The 23,144-nt window shown below is 39.8% G+C and carries 23 protein-coding genes; 17 read left to right on the top strand and 6 right to left on the bottom strand.

The features are described from left to right. Positions 1–18: 18 nt before the first annotated feature. The 10 genes from MKY06_RS22560 (at position 19) to rnz (ending at position 12,195) form a co-directional block, all read left to right on the top strand. Positions 19–1,137: a tripeptidase T gene (locus tag MKY06_RS22560; RefSeq protein WP_013059108.1), complete on the top strand. Its 1,119-nt coding sequence runs from the start codon at positions 19–21 to the stop codon at positions 1,135–1,137. Positions 1,138–1,362: 225 nt separating this feature from the next. Next, the gene (locus MKY06_RS22555; protein ID WP_053487727.1) at positions 1,363–2,724 is read left to right on the top strand and encodes an NAD(P)-dependent oxidoreductase; all 1,362 of its coding nucleotides are present in this window, start codon (positions 1,363–1,365) and stop codon (positions 2,722–2,724) included. Between the two features lie 21 nt (positions 2,725–2,745). Then, a complete protein-coding gene (preA, locus tag MKY06_RS22550; protein WP_013059106.1) occupies positions 2,746–4,026 on the top strand; it encodes an NAD-dependent dihydropyrimidine dehydrogenase subunit PreA in 1,281 nt (426 codons plus the stop codon). Positions 4,027–4,045: 19 nt separating this feature from the next. Further along, positions 4,046–5,464 carry a dihydropyrimidinase gene (gene hydA / locus MKY06_RS22545; RefSeq protein WP_013059105.1) on the top strand — a complete coding sequence of 473 codons (1,419 nt, stop codon included), beginning with the start codon at positions 4,046–4,048 and terminating at the stop codon, positions 5,462–5,464. Between the two features lie 33 nt (positions 5,465–5,497). Beyond that, complete coding sequence (locus MKY06_RS22540; RefSeq protein ID WP_013059104.1) at positions 5,498–5,710, top strand: hypothetical protein; 213 nt, start codon at positions 5,498–5,500, stop codon at positions 5,708–5,710. Between the two features lie 395 nt (positions 5,711–6,105). Then, positions 6,106–6,297, top strand: a complete 192-nt coding sequence (locus MKY06_RS22535; RefSeq protein WP_013059103.1) for a hypothetical protein — start codon at positions 6,106–6,108, stop codon at positions 6,295–6,297. Positions 6,298–6,436: 139 nt separating this feature from the next. Then, positions 6,437–8,068, top strand: a complete 1,632-nt coding sequence (locus MKY06_RS22530) for a PucR family transcriptional regulator (protein WP_035438730.1) — start codon at positions 6,437–6,439, stop codon at positions 8,066–8,068. Between the two features lie 207 nt (positions 8,069–8,275). Further along, positions 8,276–9,745, top strand: a complete 1,470-nt coding sequence (locus tag MKY06_RS22525; RefSeq protein WP_057274004.1) for a CoA-acylating methylmalonate-semialdehyde dehydrogenase — start codon at positions 8,276–8,278, stop codon at positions 9,743–9,745. 93 nt (positions 9,746–9,838) lie between these two features. Then, complete coding sequence (locus MKY06_RS22520) at positions 9,839–11,197, top strand: aspartate aminotransferase family protein (protein WP_289919124.1); 1,359 nt, start codon at positions 9,839–9,841, stop codon at positions 11,195–11,197. A gap of 68 nt (positions 11,198–11,265) precedes the next feature. Further along, complete coding sequence (gene rnz, locus MKY06_RS22515; RefSeq protein ID WP_098288287.1) at positions 11,266–12,195, top strand: ribonuclease Z; 930 nt, start codon at positions 11,266–11,268, stop codon at positions 12,193–12,195. A gap of 28 nt (positions 12,196–12,223) precedes the next feature. Here rnz and namA read toward each other — a convergent pair whose 3' ends face one another. Together namA and proI are read right to left on the bottom strand one after the other, a co-directional pair. Next, complete coding sequence (gene namA / locus MKY06_RS22510; RefSeq protein ID WP_029320280.1) at positions 12,224–13,240, bottom strand: NADPH dehydrogenase NamA; 1,017 nt, start codon at positions 13,238–13,240, stop codon at positions 12,224–12,226. A gap of 137 nt (positions 13,241–13,377) precedes the next feature. Then, positions 13,378–14,226 carry a pyrroline-5-carboxylate reductase ProI gene (gene proI, locus MKY06_RS22505; RefSeq protein ID WP_340961332.1) on the bottom strand — a complete coding sequence of 283 codons (849 nt, stop codon included), beginning with the start codon at positions 14,224–14,226 and terminating at the stop codon, positions 13,378–13,380. Between the two features lie 268 nt (positions 14,227–14,494). Here proI and MKY06_RS22500 point away from each other — a divergent pair, with 268 nt between their 5' ends. Together MKY06_RS22500 and MKY06_RS22495 are read left to right on the top strand one after the other, a co-directional pair. Further along, the gene (locus tag MKY06_RS22500; protein ID WP_029320282.1) at positions 14,495–15,451 is read left to right on the top strand and encodes an MBL fold metallo-hydrolase; all 957 of its coding nucleotides are present in this window, start codon (positions 14,495–14,497) and stop codon (positions 15,449–15,451) included. Positions 15,452–15,474: 23 nt separating this feature from the next. After that, positions 15,475–16,269 (top strand): SDR family NAD(P)-dependent oxidoreductase, encoded by a 795-nt coding sequence (locus MKY06_RS22495; RefSeq protein WP_013059095.1) that lies wholly within the window; start codon positions 15,475–15,477, stop codon positions 16,267–16,269. A gap of 73 nt (positions 16,270–16,342) precedes the next feature. Here MKY06_RS22495 and MKY06_RS22490 read toward each other — a convergent pair whose 3' ends face one another. Then, positions 16,343–16,558: a CDGSH iron-sulfur domain-containing protein gene (locus tag MKY06_RS22490; RefSeq protein ID WP_013059094.1), complete on the bottom strand. Its 216-nt coding sequence runs from the start codon at positions 16,556–16,558 to the stop codon at positions 16,343–16,345. A gap of 130 nt (positions 16,559–16,688) precedes the next feature. On the opposite strand from MKY06_RS22490, the gene MKY06_RS22485 reads away from it, so the two are divergent. Beyond that, positions 16,689–17,027, top strand: a complete 339-nt coding sequence (locus MKY06_RS22485; protein WP_013059093.1) for an iron-sulfur cluster biosynthesis family protein — start codon at positions 16,689–16,691, stop codon at positions 17,025–17,027. Here MKY06_RS22485 and MKY06_RS22480 read toward each other — a convergent pair. Both MKY06_RS22480 and MKY06_RS22475 read right to left on the bottom strand, forming a co-directional pair. Next, positions 17,024–17,935 (bottom strand): alpha/beta hydrolase, encoded by a 912-nt coding sequence (locus MKY06_RS22480; protein ID WP_289919108.1) that lies wholly within the window; start codon positions 17,933–17,935, stop codon positions 17,024–17,026. The genes MKY06_RS22485 and MKY06_RS22480 overlap by 4 nt on opposite strands. Before the next feature lie 68 nt (positions 17,936–18,003). Further along, on the bottom strand, positions 18,004–18,900 hold the full coding sequence (locus MKY06_RS22475; RefSeq protein WP_013059091.1) for a hydroxymethylglutaryl-CoA lyase: 897 nt from the start codon (positions 18,898–18,900) through the stop codon (positions 18,004–18,006). A gap of 177 nt (positions 18,901–19,077) precedes the next feature. Here MKY06_RS22475 and MKY06_RS22470 point away from each other — a divergent pair, with 177 nt between their 5' ends. From MKY06_RS22470 to MKY06_RS22455, 4 genes are all read left to right on the top strand, one after another. Further along, positions 19,078–20,265 (top strand): acetyl-CoA C-acetyltransferase, encoded by a 1,188-nt coding sequence (locus MKY06_RS22470; RefSeq protein WP_013059090.1) that lies wholly within the window; start codon positions 19,078–19,080, stop codon positions 20,263–20,265. A 235-nt stretch (positions 20,266–20,500) separates the two neighbouring features. Next, positions 20,501–21,190 (top strand): CoA transferase subunit A, encoded by a 690-nt coding sequence (locus tag MKY06_RS22465; RefSeq protein WP_013059089.1) that lies wholly within the window; start codon positions 20,501–20,503, stop codon positions 21,188–21,190. Positions 21,191–21,210: 20 nt separating this feature from the next. Beyond that, positions 21,211–21,879 carry a 3-oxoacid CoA-transferase subunit B gene (locus MKY06_RS22460; protein WP_016765510.1) on the top strand — a complete coding sequence of 223 codons (669 nt, stop codon included), beginning with the start codon at positions 21,211–21,213 and terminating at the stop codon, positions 21,877–21,879. A gap of 64 nt (positions 21,880–21,943) precedes the next feature. After that, positions 21,944–22,192, top strand: a complete 249-nt coding sequence (locus MKY06_RS22455; protein WP_016765509.1) for a YqkE family protein — start codon at positions 21,944–21,946, stop codon at positions 22,190–22,192. A 27-nt stretch (positions 22,193–22,219) separates the two neighbouring features. Here MKY06_RS22455 and MKY06_RS22450 read toward each other — a convergent pair whose 3' ends face one another. Then, a complete protein-coding gene (locus MKY06_RS22450; protein ID WP_029320304.1) occupies positions 22,220–23,137 on the bottom strand; it encodes an aldo/keto reductase in 918 nt (305 codons plus the stop codon). Between the last annotated feature and the right edge of the window lie 7 nt (positions 23,138–23,144).

Genomic DNA, 23,144 nt, shown 5'->3' with positions numbered 1-23,144 from the left:
TTGGAGGGATTACATATTATGATTAATGAACAACGAATCGTTGATTTATTTATTGAATTAGTACAAGTAGACTCAGAAACAAAGCATGAAGAAAAAATTGCTGTTGTACTAAAAGAAAAATTTACCGCATTAGGCGTCGAAGTAGTAGAAGATGATGCCAAAGAAAAAACGGGCCACGGAGCCAACAACTTAATCTGCACACTGCCAGCTACAAAAGAAGGCGTAGACACAATCTACTTTACTTCTCATATGGATACAGTCGTACCTGGAAAGGGTATTAAACCATCTATCGAAGATGGCTATATTAAAAGTGACGGCACGACAATTCTTGGAGCGGATGATAAAGCAGGCTTAGCAGCAATGCTAGAAGCCATCACCGTATTAAAAGAAGAAAACATCGCGCACGGCAAAATTGAATTTATTATTACAGTAGGAGAAGAATCTGGCTTAGTGGGCGCTAAAGCTCTTGATTCTAGTCTCGTAACGGCAAAATTCGGCTATGCTTTAGATAGCGATGGCAAAGTGGGAGACATTATCGTTGCTGCGCCGACGCAAGCAAAAGTAAATGCAACAATTTATGGAAAAACAGCTCATGCAGGTGTAGCTCCTGAACGAGGCGTTTCTGCTATTACGATTGCTTCAAGAGCCATTTCTAAAATGCCGCTTGGACGTATTGATGAAGAGACTACAGCGAATATTGGACGCTTTGAAGGTGGAACGCAAACGAATATCGTGTGTGACCGCGTCGATATTTTAGCAGAAGCTCGTTCATTAATTCCAGAAAAAATGGAAGCACAAGTAGCGAAAATGAAAGAAGCGTTTGAAACAGCTGCACAAGAAATGGGCGGACGTGCAGAAGTTGATATTAAAGTGATGTATCCAGGCTTTAAATTTGGCGATGGAGATCATGTTGTCGAAGTTGCTAAAAAAGCCGTGGCTAATATCGATCGTCCTTCACGCCTGCTTCAAAGCGGAGGCGGAAGCGATGCAAATGTAATCGCAGGCTTTGATATCCCAACAGTAAATTTAGCAGTTGGTTATGAAGACATTCATACAACAAATGAAAAAATTCCGGTAGAAGAACTGGTGAAGACATCTGAACTAGTAGTGTCGATTATTAAAGAAGTAGCAAAATAATAGTTGCAGCCTTGCTTTTATATAAAAGCAAGGCTTTTTACATAGTGAATAGTAAATAGTCTGAATTTTTTAACATAATGTATAATGAAGAAAAGACGGTCGTTTTGTACAATAAAGTTAGTAATACATTTTACCAAAGTAAAAGTTGAAAATAACGTATATAAAAAATATGTAAGCGCTTTCAATTTTAGTTTTATCAACAGATATCCTTGGGAGGTTGATGCAATGCGATCACAGGAAAGTTTGCAGTCCATCATTCAAAACTTTAATGAAGTAGAAAAAGGGTTGTCAAATAGAGAAGCAGTCGAAGAATCTAATCGATGTTTGTACTGTTATGATGCACCCTGTATTCAGGCATGCCCTACAGGAATTGACATCCCGACGTTTATTAAAAAAATTGCATCGGGCAATTTAAAGGGGTCTGCCGAAACGATTATGTCTTCTAATCCCGTAGGAGCAAGCTGTTCGAGAGTTTGTCCAACCGATGAACTATGTGAAGGAGCGTGTGTACTTAACCACTCAACCAAACCAATTATGATTGGAAATTTGCAGCGCTACGCAACGGATTGGGCTATTCAAAATGAACAGGTGCTGTTTGAGAAAGGAAGAGCAAACGGCAAAAAGGTAGCAATTGTTGGTGGAGGTCCGGCGGGTCTCTCTGCAGCAAGAGAACTGGCGCGATTTGGATATGACGTAACCATTTTTGAAGCGGAAAAACAAGCAGGAGGGTTAAATACATATGGAATCGTGTCGTTTCGTCTTCCTCAAGCGATTTCATTCTGGGAAGTTGAACAAGTAAAAAGCTTAGATGTAAAAATTAAAACAAACGTAAGAATTGGAGAAGATATTCTTCCAAGTGAATTGCTGCAGTCGTATGACGCGGTTGTATTAGCTATTGGTATGAGCAAGGTGCCTTCTCTACATGTTGAAGGTGAAGAGCTAGACGGTGTGTATGACGCGATTGATTTTGTGAAAAAAACGAAGTCAGAAGCGTTATCAACAGAATTTGTGGGTAAGCGTGTTGCCGTCATTGGCGCGGGAAATACTGCGATTGATGGTGCTACGTGTTCCGTGCGCTTGGGGGCTGAAAATGTTCAAATTTTATACCGTCGTACACGAGAAGAAATGACGGCTTATGATTTTGAATTTGAATTTGCGAAACAAGATGGTGTTGAATTCCGCTGGTTAACGGCTCCTATACGAATTATTGGAGATGAAAATGGTAAGGTGAGCGGGATTGAATGTGTAAAAATGACCCTAACAGATCCAGATGCAGACGGCCGCAGGAAGCCTGTTCCTGTTGAAGGTTCAACATTTACCATTCCAGTCGATGCTGTTGTTAAAGCAATTGGTCAAGAACGGTACCTGTCTTTGATTCAACAATTCCAGCTGCATCATGAAGACGGAGTTGTCTTAATTAATCAAGAGACGTTTCAAACTTCAAATCCAAAAGTATTTGCTTGCGGAGACGTTATTTTTGGTAAAGGGCAAGGAGAAGCAATGGTTGTGACCGCTGCTCAGCAAGGAAAACAAACGGCGTTAAATATTCATATGCAGTTAACAAAAGAAACAATGGAAACAGCTTAAAATCAGGAGGAGGAGAAATCTATGGCAGATTTAACAACAAATTTAGCAGGTATTCAATCACCAAATCCGTTTTGGCTGGCATCCGCACCGCCAACCAATTCAGGTTATCAAGTGCAGCGTGCATTTGAAGCAGGATGGGGAGGCGCAGTTTGGAAAACGCTTGGTGATCCGATTTTAAATGTTTCCTCTCGATTTGCTGCCGTTGGCTTCAACGGTCAGCGCGTAGCCGGCTTTAATAATATTGAGTTAATCACCGATCGTCCGCTTGAAGTTAATTTGAAGGAAATCTATGAAACGAAAAAGAAGTTTCCTAACCACGCAATTATTGCCTCTCTTATGGTAGAACCTCAGCAAGAAAAATGGCATGAGATTGTCAAAAAAGTAGAAGACGTAGGAGTGGATGGATTAGAGCTGAACTTTGGCTGTCCGCATGGAATGGCAGAACGAGGGATGGGTGCTGCCTCTGGGCAAGTCCCTGATTTGGTTGAAAAACAAACGCATTGGGCTAAAGAAGTTGCCCAAACGCCGGTTATTGTTAAATTAACCCCAAATATCACAGATATCACCGTTACAGCAGAAGCAGCGGTTCGAGGCGGTGCTGACGCTGTGAGCATGATTAACACTATTAATAGTTTAGCAGGAGTAGACATTCATTCATGGAATACAATTCCACACGTAGCAGGAAAAGGCGCTCACGGAGGTTATTGCGGCCCGGCTGTTAAGCCGATTGCATTAAATATGGTCGCTGAATGTGCAAGAAGTCCGTTTATTAACGTTCCAATATCAGGTATGGGAGGCGTTTCGAACTGGCAGGAAGCCGTCGAATTTATGCTCATGGGTGCTACAGGTGTGCAAGTATGTACAGCTGCTATGCATCACGGGTTCCGCATTGTAGAGGATATGATTCAAGGTCTCAATTATTATTTGGATGAAAGAGGAATCGAAAAAGTAAGTGATATTGTAGGGAAAGCCGTTTCAAAATATTCCGACTGGGGCAACTTAGATCTCAATTATAAAGTAGTGGCTCGCATCGATCCGGATACGTGTATTAACTGCAATAAGTGTCATATTTCTTGTGAAGATACTTCTCACCAATGTATTGATATGCTGAAAGACCCTTCAGGGAAATCTTATTTAAAAGTAAGAGAAGAAGATTGTGTAGGCTGTAATTTATGTTCGATTGTATGTCCGGTGGACGGGGCTATATCCATGGTTGAATTACCGAATGAACAGCCTCCAATGACGTGGAATGAACGCCAAGCTGCTTTACAAGCGACGGCTGCACAGCGATTAGATGTATAAAGACAAAGGGGATGAAGAAATGAAGAAAATCGTTAAAAATGGTGTGGTAGTCACAGCAACAGATACGTATAAAGCCGATATTTTAATTGAAAATGGAGTTATTTCGGCAATTGGCTCGGCATTTGAAGAGCAGGGCTGTGAAGTGATTGATGCAAAAGGCAACTATGTATTTCCAGGAGGCATCGATCCTCATACTCATTTAGATATGCCGTTTGGAGGCACCGTTACAAAAGATGACTTTGAAACAGGTACAAGAGCAGCAGCTTTTGGAGGTACGACAACTGTTATTGATTTTTGCTTAACCAATAAAGGCGAACCGCTGCAAAAAGCGATCGGCACATGGCATGAAAAATCAAAAGGAAAAGCGGCTATCGATTATAGCTTTCATCTAATGATTGGCGAAATCACGGAAGATGTATTAAATGAGCTTCCTACGATTATTGAAAAAGAAGGAATTACTTCTTTTAAAGTGTTCATGGCCTATAAAAATGTTTTTCAAGCAGACGATGCTACCCTTTATCAAACGCTAGTGCAAGCTAAAAAACTAGGGGCGCTTGTAATGGTACATGCTGAAAATGGAGATGTTATTGAGTATTTAACGGCACAAGCACTAGAACAAGGACAAACCGATCCTATCTATCATGCACTGACTCGTCCTCCAGAAATAGAAGGAGAAGCTACGGGAAGAGCCGCGGTGCTAACGGAGCTGGCTGACTCACAGCTCTATGTTGTTCACGTGTCGTGCGCTGAAGCGGTTAAAAAGATTGCTGAAGCAAGGGAAAAAGGCGTAAATATCTGGGGCGAAACGTGTCCGCAGTATTTGACGCTTGACCAAACCTATTTAGAAAAACCGAATTTTGAAGGAGCAAAATACGTATGGTCGCCGCCTTTACGTGAAAAGTGGAACCAAGATGTTTTGTGGAATGCTCTGCGTAATGGCGACTTGCAAACGATTGGATCAGATCAGTGTTCGTTTGATTTTAACGGTCAAAAAGATCTGGGAAAAGGAGATTTTACGAAGATTCCAAACGGAGGTCCTATTATCGAGGATCGCATGAGTATTTTATTTTCAGAAGGAGTAGTGAAGAAACGAATTAATATAAATCAGTTTGTTGATATAACATCAACAAAAATTGCTAAGCTGTTCGGACTGTACCCGAAAAAAGGAACAATAGCGGTTGGCGCAGACGCGGATCTGCTTATATTTGACCCTTCTGTTGAACGTACGGTTTCAGCAAACACGCATCATATGGCAGTCGATTATAGCGCATTTGAGGGAATGAAAGTCACAGGTGAGCCGGTTTCAGTACTTTGCCGCGGGGAATTTGTTGTAAAAGATAAGCAGTTTGTCGGTCAAAAAGGCTACGGACAATTTACAAAACGAGCAAAGTTTAATGAGTTAAACACGGCTAACGAAGCTGAAAAATTAATGTTATAAAAACAGATGAAGAAATAGATCGGGGGCAGGGAAATGTCAAGTTACCATGAATATATGGCAGAGCGAGAAAAGATTGATTTTTTGCTGCAAAAAGGATTCAAAATAACAGCCGTAACAGAGAATCTAAGCGGGGCATTTGTGACGTTTGAACGCACCGAAAATAACCAAGCCGAACAAGAAACCCTTCATATATTGACGGCGGATGCTAGAAAATATTTTTCATCCGTACTGATTCAACAAGTATAAAAACGAAGGCTGGGACAAAATTATTTTAGCTGAAGGAAGATCCGAACGATGAATCGTTCGGATTTTTTTATTGGTAGGGTGAACGTAGATTTCATGTATGTAGGTGCTTCTGGCTGTTGATTGGAGTAATTTAATCATGTTTCAATCTCTTTATTTGTTTACTAATACCTATAAGTTTTTTACTATATTGGCTGACAAAAGTGATCCGTTTTTGTGTTTTTTTCGTTTTGGATGTGAAACAAAATAACTAGATATTATCCATTCACTGTATTACAGTTGTTACATTTCGTTTACATCGAAAGAGAAAAGGTTTAGTTATCTAGTAAATTGTAGTAAATATTATAGTAGAACGTTTTCAAACTAAATCTATTAAATACGAAAAGGGTGTGACACGGATGGATCAAGCTACGCAGTGTATGACACAGGAAGAAACAAAAATTATTGATAAATTAAAAATGGAAATGTTAAATGCAGTGTCACTACAAGATTTGCGTTTTTATAAAAAAGAAATTCACCGAATTAAAGAACAAGCGGTTAAACGCCACGGTTTTTTTAATAAATTACAGCAAACAGCTCAGAAGCTGTAACGATCCATTATCGTTACAGCTTTTTTCGTTTCTTTTATTAAATATTTTATTTCTTCTAAATATTTAATATAATGTAAGAAGATATAGCTTTTGTTCTACACATATGCGAAATACGCGTTAATGATCCAGGAGACATGATGTGAAATTCGCTAGGGGCGGTGTTGACTTGAAATCATATTTAACAGTAACAGAGATTTTAACAAGGAAACATTTTGTAAACTGTGAAGTAATAGCTGGAGAGAAAGGGCTTGCTAATTCTGTGAAGTGGGTGCACGTGATGGAAGTGACGCGCATTAATGAGCTGCTAAAAGGAAACGAGCTCATTTTATCAACAGGGGTAGGCTGGGGAGAAGATTCTCAATCTTGTTTATCATTTCTTCAGCAATTAATTTCTTGTAAGGCATCAGGACTGTGTATTGAACTTGGCACTTATACTTCTAAGATTCCGCAAATTGTTATTGATAAAGCGAACGAATGTGATTTTCCGATTATTTTATTTCACGAGGAAGTTCCGTTCGTTGAAATTACACAAGATGTTCACTCGCTTTTAATTAATCAGCACTATCAAATGATTTCCGATTTAGAACAGTATTCTCATAGGCTAAATCAGCTGCTGTTAACAGTTAATGACCCAGCCGTCATCTTACAGTGTTTATATGAATCTACGGGGCTTCTTGTCGGCCTTAAAGTTTCAAATGAATTGCTTACCTTTGCTCCGGAGATGGACTTGCTCAAACAGCAGCTTCTACTTCATTATATAAGCAGGGAAAATGAAAGTCCGCATTTTACTGAGCAGCCTATTCATTTATTAGGACAAGATTATGCTCAGCTGTATGTTGCTTCTATAAATGAAGCCTTAACAGAACTTGAAGTGCTCACCGTTGACCGAACGGCGACTGCACTTGCTCAGCATTTTTTGAAGGACCTGTATGTCGAAGAGAAAAAAAGAGTAGATGAAACCGAATGGATGACGAAATGGATGAACGGAGAGTTAACTCTTGAACAAATAAAAGACTCTATGCACGAAGTGTGTTCAGATTCGCCTATTCGCGGAGGTGTCGTTGTTTGCTGTAAGTGGCAAAGGCGGGAGAAGTTTGATCGAACGTATTTTAAGCTGATCTTGCGAAGCATTTTTGAACAAGAAGGCTTTCACTTATTAGTCTCCGAGCGAAATCGCGAAGTATTATTTATTCTTTTGAACAAACGAATGGTTAGCACGTGGAGAGAGAGATTAGAAAACAGCCTTCATCGCTGGATGAATCAATATGAATCGGATGAAAATTCAAAGAGGAACGCCATTAGCTTTATCGGAATTGGCCAATACTGTGAACAGCTTGACTGCATGCATAAAAGCTACGAAACGGCTAAAGAAACAATTTCGATTCAAGAAATGCTGCAAAAACAAACCATTATTCATTTTTATGATGATTTGCATATGTACCGGATTATTTCGCTTTTACATCAGCATGAAGACTTACAGGAAGTGGTGTTTGAATATCTGCAGCCCGTTATTACATATGATGAAACGTATAATGCAAAACTCATGGAAACATTAAAAATTTATTTAGCATGCAACGGTTCTAAACAAGAGACGGCTAAGCGTTTATACATTGTCCGGCAAACGCTGTATCATCGTATTGAAAAACTAGAAAAGCTGCTGGGTGAAGACTTTATGGAGCCGGAAAAACGACTGGCAATTGAGTTTATGATTATGGCATATGAATATTTGTTTATGATGAAAAAGTCGCGCGCGGAATTTATAAACGGATAAGTAAGCAGCTGGAAACAGCTGTTTTTTTATGTTGAGGCTGATTTTACTATATGTTCATTTTAGTTCATGCTTTCTTCGAGTTCACTGCGCAAAATGTGAAACGAGAATCTAGAGTTGTTTCACATTTTGTCTAATGCAACCACCATTTATTTATTCAATAATAAAGGTAGATTTGTCATTTCTTATTTTTTGAGGAGGCCAAGCGATATGTCAGTTGTGAATAATGATACGCAAGTTTTAAAAAATTACGTGGGCGGAAAATGGGTTGATACGGCAGGGGAAAAATTTGGAGAGGTAATTAATCCATCGACGGGCGAAATAATTGCAAAAGTACCGCTTTCTACAAAAGAAGACGTAGCCAATGCGGTGGAAACAGCGCAAAAAACATTTGAAACATGGCGTAACGTTCCTGCTCCAAAACGAGCAAGATTAATGTTTGCGTTTCAGCATTTACTAGTTAAGCATCATGAAGAGTTAGCTAAATTAGTTGTACAAGAAAACGGCAAGGCTTTCAAAGAAGCTTACGGTGAAGTACAGCGCGGTATTGAATGCGTGGAGTTTGCCGCGGGTGCTCCTACTTTATTAATGGGGGAATCATTAAATAACATAGCGGAAGAAATTGATTCTGAGATGTTCCGTTTTCCACTGGGTGTCGTTGGCGGCATCACACCTTTTAACTTTCCGATGATGGTACCGCTTTGGATGTTCCCTCTTGCAATTGTATGTGGAAATGCGTTTGTATTAAAACCGTCTGAGCGAACGCCGCTTTTAGCAACGCGACTTGCTGAACTTTTTACAGAAGCAGGAGCACCGGATGGATTATTAAATATTGTGCACGGGGCACACGATGTCGTGAACGGATTAATAGAGCATGAAAAAGTTAAAGCGATTTCATTCGTCGGATCACAGCCGGTAGCAAAATATGTTTATGAACAAGCAGCTGCTCAAGGGAAACGAGTTCAGGCTTTATCTGGAGCTAAAAATCATCATGTTGTGATGCCAGACTGCGATATGGATAAAGCGGTATCACATATTATCAGCTCGGCTTATGGAAGTGCCGGCCAGCGATGCATGGCTTGCAGCGCCGTGGTCGTGGTTGGTGAAAAAGGCGATGAATTCGTCGCAAAATTAAAGCAAAAAGCAGATGAATTAATTATGGGAAGCGGCTTTGATGATGAAGTGCTTCTAACGCCTGTGATTCGAAAAGAGCACCGTGATAAAGTGCTGGATTATATTGAACTTGGCATGAAAGAAGGGGCGGAACTCATTCGTGACGGACGTAAAGAAATGGATGAGCATACGGAAGGCAACTTCTTAGGGGCAACAATTTTTGACCGCGTAACTCCTGATATGACCATTGCTAAAGAAGAGATTTTTGCACCTGTACTAAGCTTGCTTCGCGCTGACACATTAGATGAAGCACTTCGCTATATGGAAAAATCCCGTTTTGGAAATGGAGCAACGATTTATACAAAAGATGCAAAAGCGGTGCGTCAATTTAGAGAGGAAGCAGATGCGGGTATGCTCGGTATTAACGTAGGAGTACCTGCTACAATGGCCTTCTTCCCATTCTCCGGTTGGAAAGACTCTTTTTACGGAGATTTGCATGTCAACGGCAAAGACGGTTTGAACTTCTTTACACGTAAAAAGATGGTTACATCACGCTTTGACTTTTAACATATAGATGAATATAGCAAGTGGCTTCGGCATTTTGTCGAAGTCTTTTCATACAGAAAAAAATACCGCGCTAGCGATTTGGGAGTGGATAAGATGGTACAGGTCAGTCAAAATGAAAAAGATCTGCGTGCAAAAGATGAGCAGTATGTATGGCATGGAATGAAACCATACAGTCCGGATGCAACGATGGTAGCTACAAAAGCAAAAGGTGCTTGGATTACAGATGAACAAGGAAATCGCTATTTAGATGCAATGGCAGGGCTTTGGTGTGTAAATACTGGGTATGGACGGGATGAGTTAGCGCTAGCAGCTTATGAGCAGCTAAAAGAACTGGCTTATTTTCCACTCACTCAATCTCACGTACCTGCTATCAAACTGGCAGAGAAGCTAAATGAAATGCTAGGTGATGACTATGTTATCTTCTTTTCAAATAGCGGATCTGAAGCAAATGAAACGGCTTTTAAAGTTGTGCGTCAGTATCATCAGCAAAAAGGAGAGCATTCTCGCTACAAATTTATTTCGCGTTATCGAGGGTATCACGGAAATTCAATGGGCGCACTAGCAGCAACGGGCCAAGCTCAGCGTAAATATAAATATGAACCGCTTGCCCCTGGCTTCATTCACGTTGCCCCGCCTGATTCGTACCGAGGGCAAGATGACTACGATGCACCGAAAGAGAAGCTTCAATCTGTAAAAGATATTGACAATGTTATGACGTGGGAGCTAAGTGAAACGATTGCCGCTGTTATTATGGAGCCAATTATTACAGGAGGAGGAATTCTTTTACCGCCTCAAAATTATATGAAAGGCGTAAAAGAAACGTGTGAAAAACACGGTGCACTTTTAATTGCAGATGAAGTTATTTGCGGCTTTGGACGTACAGGGGAAGCCTTTGGTTTTATGAATTACGATGTAAAACCAGATATCATTACCATGGCAAAAGGAATTACAAGCGCATATCTTCCGCTCTCTGCAACTGCTGTTAAAAAAGAAATTTATGAAGCGTTCAAAGATAGCGATCAGTACGAGTATTTTCGCCATGTTAATACATTTGGAGGAAGTCCAGCTGCGTGTGCACTGGCATTAAAGAATTTAGAAATTATGGAGAGAGAAAATCTTTTTGGCCGTTCTAAACAGCTCGGGGCTTACGTATTAAGTGAGCTAACGCCGCTTATTGATAGCCACCCATATGTTGGAGACGTAAGAGGTAAAGGGCTTTTAATTGGAATTGAACTTGTAGCTGATAAACAAACAAAGGAACCGTTAGACGTTAATCTTGTAAATGAAGTGATTGCTAAATGCAAAAGCAAAGGAGTCATTATTGGGAAAAATGGAGCAACGGTGGCCGGCTATAATAATGTTCTCACGCTCTCGCCGCCGCTCAACATTGAGGAAAGTGATATTGAGCTGTTATTAGCTACTATTACGTATGCGCTTGACAGCATCAAATAGGTAAGTTTGCAAAAAGCCTGTATAATATACTTACAGGCTTTTTGTGCGTGTGAAGGAGGAAGTAGAAAATGGAATTGTTATTTTTAGGAACGGGTGCAGGAGTACCGGCGAAACAGCGGAATGTTTCATCTCTTGCGCTCGAACTTTTGCAAGAAAGAGGGGCGGTGTGGCTTTTTGATTGCGGAGAAGCAACGCAGCATCAAATTTTACATACAACCGTTAAACCAAGGCGAATTGAGAAAATTTTTATTACGCACCTTCACGGTGATCATATTTACGGATTGCCTGGATTCCTTGGAAGCCGTTCGTTTCAAGGCGGAGAATCGCTGCTTACTGTATACGGGCCAAAAGGAATTAAAGAATTTATTGAAGTCACGCTGGCTGTAAGTCAAACTCATCTGCAATATCCTCTAGAGATTGTTGAAATAGAAGAGGAAAGTGAAAGTGGAACGATTTTTGAAGATGAAACTTTTTCAGTGGAATTTGGCAAGCTTGAACATGGCATTTTATCTTATGGATATCGAGTTGTCGAAAAAGATTTGCCAGGATCACTGGACATTCAGCGTTTAAAAGAGAAGAATATTCCCCCAGGGCCTCACTATCAGCAGTTAAAAGAAGGGAAAGAAGTAGTATTAAAAGATGGGCGCCTTATTAATGGACAAGAGTTTGTAGGAGAGCCTAAAAAAGGGAAGGTTATCACGGTTTTAGGAGATACAAGAAAGTGCATGCAAAGTGTTCAGCTTGCTATGCATGCGAATGTGTTAGTCCATGAAGCTACTTTTGCAGCGGGAGACGAGGAGCTTGCTTACAACTATTTTCATTCCACTGCAAAAGAAGCCGCTGAAATTGCTAAAACAGCATCGGCCGAGCGTCTTATTTTATCTCATATTAGTTCGCGTTACCAAGGAGACGCAGTCAGCCGGCTAGCAGAAGGAGCAAAAGAAATTTTTCCGAATACCGACATAGCAGAAGACTTGAAACGGTTTACGATTTCATAAAAAAAGACGAGGATATCCTCGTCTTTTTTTACCATCCGCGTTCGTACTGAACGGGTGCTGAAATTGTTTCATTTAGTTCTTTTGCCGCCGTGCGCGGGAAGTACGGATCACGCAGAAGTTCGCGCGCAACAAAAATTAAATCAGCGCGTTCGCTTTGCAGAATCTCTTCTGCTTGTCGTCCAGTTGTAATTAATCCAACTGCGCCTGTATCAATATTTGCCTGCTGCTTAATTTTATCTGCAAACGGCACTTGATAGCCAGGGTATACGTTGATTGGAGCGTGTACAAGAGCACCGGAACTAACATCAATTAAGTCGACGCCTTGTTCTTTCATCCATTTTGCAAATACAACGTGATCATCGACTGTTAATCCGCCTTCTGTATAGTCAGAAGCAGAAACACGGACAAATAAAGGGCCGTCCCACTCTGTTTTCACAGCTTCAATAATTTCCTTTAAGAAACGATAGCGATTTTCTGCGCTGCCGCCATATTCGTCGCTGCGCTTATTGCTTAGCGGCGATAGAAATTGATGTACTAAATAACCGTGTGCCGCATGAAGCTCGATAATATCAAACCCAGCTTCTTTTGAACGTCGAGCGCTTTCTTTAAAGGCAGAAATCGTTTCATGAATTTGTTCTGTGGTCATTTCCACAGGTTTTTTACTTTTATCATCAAAAGCAATAGCGGAAGGAGCATAAATATCGCCTTCAACAGTTGCTTTACGTCCTGCGTGTGCAAGTTGAATGGCCGTTTTTGCACCGTTTTCTTTTAGCTGTGTCACAAGTTTCGTTAATCCATCTCTTTGTTCATCATTCCAAATTCCCAAGTCTTGAGCTGAAATACGACCTTGTGGCACGACAGCTGAGGCTTCAACCATAATGAGACCTACTTGCCCAATGGCACGAGTTGTGTAGTGAATCATATGAAAGTCGGTTATTACGCCGTCTTCCTTTTCGCATGAATACATGCACATTGGTGACATTACAATTCGGTTTTTTAATGTTACATCTTTCACTGTATAAGGTGAAAATAGTTTTGTTGTCATTTGGTTTAACCTCCAATTATTTCGATACTCTAAACAAAAATTATTATATCACCGCCTTGAATTTTCTTTCACATAATCTGCTTATCCATTTTTAATCATAAAAAAACCTCTTTCTTTTTTTAGAAAGAGGTGAACCTCTACGAACGTTTACTCGAGATTTTTTCGTCAATCGTACCTCCTAAATATTTGGAGCGAATTGTAGCTTGTTCAATACACTGCATCATGGCTTCTTGGAAGTTATGAGAAATAAGCTGTTCAATTCCTGCTTCTGTTGTGCCGCCGGGACTCATCACTTCTTTTCGAAGTACGGCTGGCGTTTTAGGTGACTGTTTTAGCATTTCTGCAGCACCGATAAGAGTTTGAAGAATTAGTTCATTTGACACTGACGTATCCAAGCCTTGTTTTTCAGCTGCTTTTTCCATTGCTTCTACTAAATAGTAGACATATGCTGGGCCGCTTCCAGATAGTCCTGTTACAGCGTGAAGCTGCTCTTCCTCTACAGTTGTAACCGTACCAATCGTTTCAAATAAAGCAGTAGTAACGTTCATATGCTCTGCTGTAGCAAACTTGCCGGGTGCAATGGCTGTAGCCGATAATCCAATAGAGGCCGATGTATTTGGCATAGCTCTTACAACCGCTACTTCTTGGTCAAACAAGTTTACAATTGTGGCAGTCGATACACCTGCTAAAACAGAGAGAACGAGGTGGTGCGGACGAATATAGGACTTAATCGTATCGATGCTTTCCGCTACGTCTTTTGGTTTAATAGCAAGCACGACGATATCGCTTTTTTCGATTAACAAGGCATGATTACGCGTAATGTTAATTTCATAGGCGTTTCGAAGTTCGTGAAGTCTTTTATCGTTGCTATGATTTGTTACGGTGATTTGATTGGGGCGAAGCTTTTTGTCTGACAGCAGCCCTGAGATCATGGCTTCAGCCATTGATCCAGCTCCAATAAAGGCGATGTTTAGATCCGTTTTCATTAAAAGTTCCTCCAGTCATTTGCTATCCAATGAAAACAGATACTGAGATTTCAGTATCTGTTAAAGGTTTGTGTTTGTGTATCTCTTCTTTATAAAATGCATAGTTATCTAAAGATATGAATAAAACTTCACTATATTTCTGTCATTATGCAATGAAAAAGAGAAGGATGTCAATGTAATTTTCAGAAAACGAATGCAATTGTATAAATAACAGGAAAAATCGTGTAAACTTAAAAGAAAATGCGATGGTAAAGGAGCAAAAATACAGATGAATGAGCAATTATATAAAATTGTGCTGCCTACTCCTTTTGCGGTAGGAGATGTGAATGTTTTTGTTATAAAAGGTCAGACCGTTACGCTAATCGATGCTGGTATTAAGACGGAGGCAGCGTGGTCTGTATTTAAAGAAAAGCTTAATGAAATAGGATTAAAACCAGATGATATTAAGCAAGTTGTCCTAACTCATCATCATCCTGATCACGTAGGAATGCTTGATTTTTTTGATAAAGATATCGCCATAGTCGGTCATGCGAAAAATCAGCCTTGGATCTCCCAAAATCCAGATTTTTTTGAGTGGTACGATGCGTTTTTTGAAGATCACTTTATGAAAGCCGGCGTAGATGAAAGGTTTCGCCCTTATTTAAAACGTTTAAAAGCATCAATGAAGTATTCATGTCACCGTTCTCTTACAACTTCTGTTCAGGAAGGAGATTACATTCCGGGCCTAGAGAGTTGGAAAGTACTTGAAGTACCCGGTCATGCTCAAAGCCATATTGCATTATACAATGAAAGAACAGCGGTTATGATTGGAGGAGATTTACTGTTAAAGCATATTTCATCTAATCCGCTCATTGAACCTCCTATGAAACCAAGCGGCGAGCGACCTAAAACGCTTCTTCAATATAATCATTCATTAAGACGTCTCCTTGACTTAGAGATAAACTGTATCTATACAGGTCATGGAGATGAAGTGTTACATGTTCGCCAACTTGTACAAGAGAGGTTACAAAAGCAGAGCGACCGAGCGGATAAAGTGCTTAGCATGATAAAAGAACGCCCTCAAACAGCGTTTGATATTTGCAAACAGCTATTTCCTACTATTTATGAAAAAGAACTAGGGCTAACTCTTTCTGAAACAATTGGTCAGCTCGATTTTTTAGAAGATGCAAATAAAATCAGTACACATGAAAAAGAAAGTAAGCTTATTTATTCTGTGTGCTCTTAACTTATAAAAAAGGTGTGTTATATTTGAAATCCTCGTTAAAGAACCAATATGTCGTGATTACAGGCGCTTCAGGAGGTCTTGGAGAACATTTAGCTTATGAAGTGGCCAAAAGAGGGGGCGTCCCCGTTTTGCTTGCACGTACAGAAGAAAAGCTGCACCGAGTAGCGGAGCAAATTAGTCAAAAGTATGGGATTACCTCTTACATATATAAAGCTGACGTAGCGAACGTAGAGGAAGTCAAAAGAGTCGTTCAGAAAATGATGAGTGAAATTAAGCGTGTTGATGTCCTGATTAATAATGCAGGCTTTGGTGTATTTGAAGAAGTGAAAGAAGCATCGATTAAGACAATTGCCTCAATGTTTCAAGTCAATGTTATTGGATTAATTGCATGTACACAAGAAATTTTAGCTTATATGCTAAAAGAAAACAAAGGACATATTATTAACATTGCTTCTCAAGCAGGCAAACTTGCAACGCCTAAATCCAGTGGCTATTCAGCTTCTAAACATGCCGTGCTAGGGTTTACCAACAGCCTGCGAATGGAATTAGCGAAAACAGATATCTATGTCACGGCAGTGAATCCAGGTCCTATTCAAACCAACTTCTTTTCAATAGCAGATCAATCAGGAAACTATGAAAAAAGTGTAGAAAAGTTTATGTTAACCCCTCAATACGTAGCTGAAAAAACGGTCAATATTATTGGGAAACCAAAACGAGAAGTCAACTTGCCTAAGTGGATGAATATAGGTTCGAAGATGTATCAGCTTGCCCCAGGTCTCGTAGAAAAATTGGCAGGGGATGCGTTTAATAGAAAATAACCTGTGCTTTAACCACAGGTTACCAATGTTTTTCGTTAACGGTTTTTTTCAGTAAGGCTGTATTTCTATAAATCTACTGCTCGTCTAAAATTTTTGCAGCGCGCACACAAGAGTCGAATTTTCCTTTATGGTTTCCGTCGCAAAAGGGCATCTTTTGCGACTGGCCACATCGGCATAGTGAAAATGTCGGCTTTGTTTCAAATTTGTTGCCGTCTGCATCAATTAATTCAACGTCTCCAGTGACACGGAAAGAGCCGTTATCCATTACTTTAATTTGTACTTTTGACATAGAAAAACCTCCTTTTTGTACACATCTATATGAAGCGCCAGAGTTTAATGAAAGCGAGATGTGTATTATACTCATTATATAAGCAATTTTCGTTTGTTTATACAATTAGTTTAAAAGGAGTTAAAGGAAAATGAATATTACCTTTACTGATAAAGCGATAGCAAAAGTACAAGAAAAGTACGGGAAAGATTCTTCACTATATTTAAAATTAAAATACGATACGGATGGATGCGGCTGTGTCGTGAGCGGCGTAACGACGCTATGGATTGTTGATGAAAAAGAGAGCGATGATGTAACCATCGAGACGAATTTTGTCCCTGTTCTTGTCGAAAAAACAAAGCAAGTATTTTTAGATGATAATATGACGATTGACTACAATGAAAGTGCATATACGTTTATGCTAAAATGTCCTTCTCAAATTTTAAATCCGCGCATGTCATTTATCGATAAAACAAAAGAAGCGCTTTAAAGCGCTTCTTTTTGTATTTTTTCTAAAAATGATTCAATAACTTGTTCATATTCCTCTGGGTTATCAGCATACGAGCGGGCATGAGTGCCTACAGGTGCTAAATACATCCGTTTTGCTCCCATTTTTTTGGCATGCAGCTGCTCCGTCATTTTAGGAAGAATATAGTCATCTTCTTTACTATGGATAAACAGAACAGGATGTTTGATTTGATCTACGACTGAAATGGGTGATACGTCTTTAAATGAGTAGCCTTCTCGCCATTTTAAAATAATATTAGCTGCTGGCATCACAAGCTGTTTGGGCAGGTGGAAATCTTGTTTTAATCGATAGGCAAGAAGTTCTTCCAAGTCAGAAAAAGGGCAGTCGACAATATAAAAATCAGCTCCGTCTTCCATTCCAGCATACAAAAGAGTGGTCGCAGCTCCCATAGACTCCCCGTGAATCCCAAGGAAAATAGTTGAACCGAATTGTTCTTTTACCCAATGAACAATGGATTGAAGGTCCAGCTTTTCATAATAGCCGTAGCTCGTTGTTTTCCCTTCAGACTTGCCGTGGCGGCGATGATCATAAAGAACGACGTTCCATCCCAGCTTTAGAAAAAGCCGAGCATACTTCATAGAGTTGAGTGAATGAACTGTAACTCCGTGCGAAAGAATTATAAATCGGTTATTGTCGTGTTGTTTAATAACGGTCCCACCTATGTTATAGTCTAAAGAAGAAGGAAGCACAAATGCTTCTTTAGGAAGAGTGCTATAGACTTTCTCATCATAAAAGCCATCTTCCGTATCGCGGTCAATAATAACTTTGTCGGTCTTTTTACGGATGTACATCATTTGATTTGTAAAAAAGATGCCAAGAGCGGCAAATGCTCCGAAAACACTTCCTATTAATAATAGCCATTTTTTCATGATTAGCGGCTCCTTTTGTTAATATAGCTATTATTTATTATAGCATCGCTCTCATAAAAACCTAATTTTTAACGCTGTGCAAACAAAGAGTATTGCTTGCTTTCAATCGGTCTTGAAATGTGAGGAGCGATAAAATCGACCGCTTCGAGCAGCTTTTCTTCATTAATAGAAGTGGAAATACCCATTTCATGAAGCATAAAGACGAGATCTTCCGTAGCTACGTTTCCCGTTGCTCCCTTAGCGAATGGACATCCACCTACCCCGCCAGCGGATGAATCGAACCTGTTAATACCGGCTTGCAGAGCTGCATAGATATTTGCAATGGCTAATCCTCTCGTATCGTGAAAGTGCGCAGCAAGTAGGGTGTGTGGAAAGTTTTGTTTTAATTTCGAGAAAAGTGAAAATACATCTTTAGGGTTTGCCATGCCAATTGTATCGGCAACGCTTAGTTCATTCACTCCAGCCTCCACAAAGCTTTCGCAAAGAGCCAGCACGTCGCGTTCATGTATTTTTCCTTCATACGGGCAATAAAAGGCGGTGGAAATGCAAGTTCGAATAAAACATTCTTGCTGCTTGAGCTGCTGAATGAGAGGAAGCAGCGTTTGTACAGCTTCTTTGGTGTGTTTGTTAATATTTTTTTGATTAAAGGTATCGCTTACGCCAATAAACAGCGCAACGGAGCGGCAATTAGCTTGCAGTGCTTTTTCCAAGCCTTTTTGATTCGGCACAAGTACAATGTTTCGGCATGTATCAGACTGAAATGTATTTGCAACAGTAGAAGCATCTTTCATTTGAGGAACCCATTTTGGAGAAACAAAGGATGTAATTTCGATTTCGGATAGTCCAGCTTCTTTTAATTTTTTGATAAAATTAATTTTTTTATCAGTTGGAACAAAATTTTTTTCATTTTGAAGTCCATCTCGTGGACCAACTTCTATAATTGTTACTTTTTCAGGAAATCCCATAAACCGCTCTCCTCCTACATTGTAAACGCTTACTAATATTCATTTTAATTCTAAAAAATTAAAATTCAATAAAAATTATAAATTTTTACAAAAAAAGAGGAATTTCGCAAGCGATGTCGAAATTAATACAGGTGACAGTTAATCACAGTAATCAAACAGTAAGGAGAGGTTTTCGACATGGGTCAAACAGAAGTAGTCATTGTAAGCGCTGTACGTACAGCAATCGGCAGCTTTGGGGGAAGCTTACAAAATGTATCCGCAACAACTTTAGGTGGTACTGTAATTAAAGAAGCTTTAAACAAAGTAGGGGTATCAGCAAACGAAGTAGATGAAGTTATCATGGGAAATGTCCTACAAGCAGGTTTAGGACAAAATCCAGCACGACAAGCAACTTTAGCAGCAGGTTTACCTGAAACTGTTTCAGCATTAACCATCAATAAAGTATGCGGATCAGGACTAAAAGCAGTACATCTCGCTACACAAGCGATTCTTGCTGGGGATGCTGATGTGATTGTTGCTGGTGGAATGGAAAACATGAGCCAAGCACCATACTTATTAAAAAATGCACGCAACGGGTTTAAAATGGGCGACCAAAAAGTAGTTGACAGCATGATTCAAGATGGATTATGGTGTGCATTTAACGACTACCATATGGGCGTTACAGCTGAAAATCTGTGTGATAAATATGAAATTACTCGCGACGAACAAGATGCGTTTGCAGCTTCAAGTCAGCAAAAAGCAGAAGCAGCTATTCAATCTGGTCGTTTCAAAGATGAAATCGTACCGGTAGAAGTGCCTGGAAGAAAAGGTCAAGTAACTATTTTTGAACAAGATGAGTTCCCGCGCGCAGGCACAACGGCTGAAAGTCTAGGGAAACTACGTCCAGCCTTCAAAAAAGACGGTTCTGTAACAGCTGGTAATGCATCTGGTATCAACGACGGTGCAGCGGCAGTAGTGGTAATGAGCCGTAAAAAAGCAGACGAGTTAGGCCTAACACCATTAGTGTCAATTAAAGCTAATGCAACTGCCGGAGTAGACCCAAGCATTATGGGAATCGGTCCTGTAAGCGCAGTGAAAAAGGCTCTGGAAAAAGCTGCTGTTTCATTAGAAGATGTTCAATTAGTAGAAGCAAACGAAGCATTTGCTGCACAGTCAATCGCTGTGGATCGTGAACTTCAATTTAATCATGATATTTTAAATGTGAACGGTGGAGCAATTGCGCTTGGACATCCTATTGGTGCAAGTGGTACACGTGTCCTAGTTTCACTTATTCATGAAATGCAAAAACGCGACGCAAAACTTGGGTTAGCAACGTTATGTATTGGCGGAGGCCAAGGCGTTGCAACAATCGTTGAACGTCCTTAATTTGATATAGTTTTAACAAACATTAAAGCTATATCACAACGCCACAGATTCCAAACATACAGCTTTGGAACTCGTGGCGTTTTTGTTTTTCCTTTAATTTGTCTAGTAATATAACTTTTTTGACAAAAAAATGATTAAATTATAATTTTCAGTTATATATATATTTAAAAAGAAATAAAAATCTTTTATAATAGATTAGAAAGCGTTTTCAAAAATAACGAAGGGGTGGTTATGTATGAAACAAGTACATACGTCGTTTAAAGAAGCGGTGAAAGATATTCACGACGGTGCTACGATTATGGTCGGTGGTTTTGGTTTATGTGGAATTCCGGAGAATTTGATTTTAGCGTTAGTTGAAACAGGGGTAAAAGATTTAACCGTAATTTCAAATAACTGCGGCGTAGACGACTGGGGACTTGGACTGCTTCTGAAAAACAAACAAATTAAAAAGATGATTGGTTCTTACGTGGGAGAAAATAAAGAGTTTGAAAGACAAGTATTGTCAGGAGAAATTGAAGTAGAATTGCTACCTCAAGGCACGCTAGCTGAAAAGATTCGCGCCGGCGGAGCGGGCATACCTGCATTTTATACACCAGCGGGAGTGGGAACACCCATTGCTGAAGGAAAAGAAGTTCGCGTGTTTGATGGAAAAGAATATTTACTAGAAGAGGCGTTAAAAGCTGATTTTAGTTTGGTTAGAGCTTGGAAAGCCGATCATATGGGGAACTTAGTGTATAACAAGACAGCGCGCAATTTCAGCCCAATGATTGCAGCAGCAGGAAAAGTGACGATAGCAGAAGTGGAGGAACTTCACCCAACAGGTTCACTTGATCCAAATATTATCCACACACCTAGTGTATATGTTCAATCGTTAATTATTGGTGAACAAGAAAAACGTATTGAGCGTTTAACCGTTCAAAAATAACAAAAGGGGAGAGATTTTTCATGATTGAAAACGGCGTGAACGTGAGAGAGCGAATTGCAAAACGTGCTGAAAAAGAAATTTTGGACGGATTTTATGTAAACCTTGGAATTGGTATTCCAACGCTTGTGGCTAATCATATCTCAGATAATAAAACGGTGGTGCTTCAGTCCGAAAACGGTCTATTAGGCATTGGACCATATCCGAAAGAAGGAGAAGTAGATCCTGATTTAATTAATGCAGGTAAAGAAACCGTAACGGCGACAAAAGGCGCCTCTTACTTCGATAGTGCTGAATCGTTTGGAATGATTCGCGGAGGGCATATTAACATTGCGATTTTAGGAGGAATGGAAGTCTCAAAAACTGGTGATTTGGCAAACTGGATGATTCCTGGAAAAATGATTAAAGGAATGGGCGGTGCAATGGATTTAGTTCACGGAGCACAGCGCATCATTGTTATTATGGAACACGTGACGAGAAAAGATGAGCCTAAAATCTTAAATGAGTGCAGCCTCCCTCTGACAGGAAAAGAGGTAGTGGATCGTATTATTACAGATCGAGCGGTCATTGATATTACGGCAGAAGGTCTAAAGCTTGTTGAAGTAGCGAAAGGCTATACGGTAGAAGATATTCAGCAATCTACAGAGCCAACTTTAATCATTGATGAACATGTAAAACTAGATGCATTTTGATTTTTGGTAACAAAAGCAAGAATATGATACAATATCTCTCAATTAAAGTAGCGGGGGAATTGTGATGGCTAAAAAAAAGCAAAAACAATCAGCACAAAAACAAAATGATCAGCTCAGTATCAAAGATCAGCTAAATGATAGCTTATTAAAACAGCTTCAAGCTAAAAAACAGGCGCTTTCTTTAAAAGAAGAAGAGCAGAAAGAAACAGAGCGTAAAGAAGCTGCTCGAATTCGAAAAGAAAAAGAAAAAAATAAGTCGTTTGAAGAACTGTTAAATGAAAGTGATTTGAACTGGTCTGAATTTAAAAAATAAAAGCGCCGATAAAGGCGCTTTTATTTTTTAACGGTGAGCTTCGTATTGATTTGCTTTAAAGATCGATTGCAGCTTGCTAATTTCAGTAGGCTGAAGCGGGGAAGCCTCGACAGCTTTGACGTTTTCGCGAAGCTGTGAAGAAGAGCTTGCTCCTGCTACAACCGAGGCTACCGTAGGATTAGCTAAACAGTATTGAAGTGCCGTTGAATTCAGAGAGTGAGTTGGTCGTACGTGACGAAATTCTTCTATCGTTTTTGCTAATTCCGTACCGCTATAATCTAAGTAGCCCTTGCCCTCGAATGCAGCAAGTTTTTGTTCTCCTTTTTCGGTTAGCAGTCCTTTGGCTACTGGACCTCTCGCTACAACGCTAATGCCGTTGTCATGTAAAAGAGGAAGTGCACTTTCTTCAGGTCGTCTGTCTAACAAGCTGTATTGCATCATGACGCTGACAATAGAAGAGTTTTGCACATACTCTCGAATCACATTTGGGCGGATAGATGAAATACCATAGTACCGAATGACGCCTTCTTGTTTTAATTCTTCAAATGCTTCAATCGTTTCCTCAATATTATCTTCGAGGGTCCCTCCGTGCAGCTGGTATAAATCGATGTAATCCGTTTGAAGACGGCGCAGGCTTTCTTTTACTTCATCTTTTATGTAAACCTTTGACGGATCCCACGTCCAGCTGTCTTTTGCATCATTCCAGCGATTCCCCACTTTTGTGGCTAAAATAATATCATTTCTGCGTTTTTTTAGGGCTTGTCCCACAAACTTCTCGTTTAAGCCAAAATCATATAAATCTGCTGTATCGAAATAATTAATGCCATATTCGAGAGCTTCATCAATCATATTGACAGCGTGTTTTTGTTCCGTTCCAAGAGACATGCATCCTAAACCTAATGTACTGACGAGCAAGTCTGAAGTACCTAAGCGTCTTTTTTCCATATATGTC

This window comes from Priestia sp. FSL P4-0332, assembly GCF_038005845.1.
GTDB lineage: Bacteria > Bacillota > Bacilli > Bacillales > Bacillaceae_H > Priestia.
Note: the sequence above shows the minus strand (reverse complement) of the source record. Positions and strands in the feature narration are given on the sequence as shown.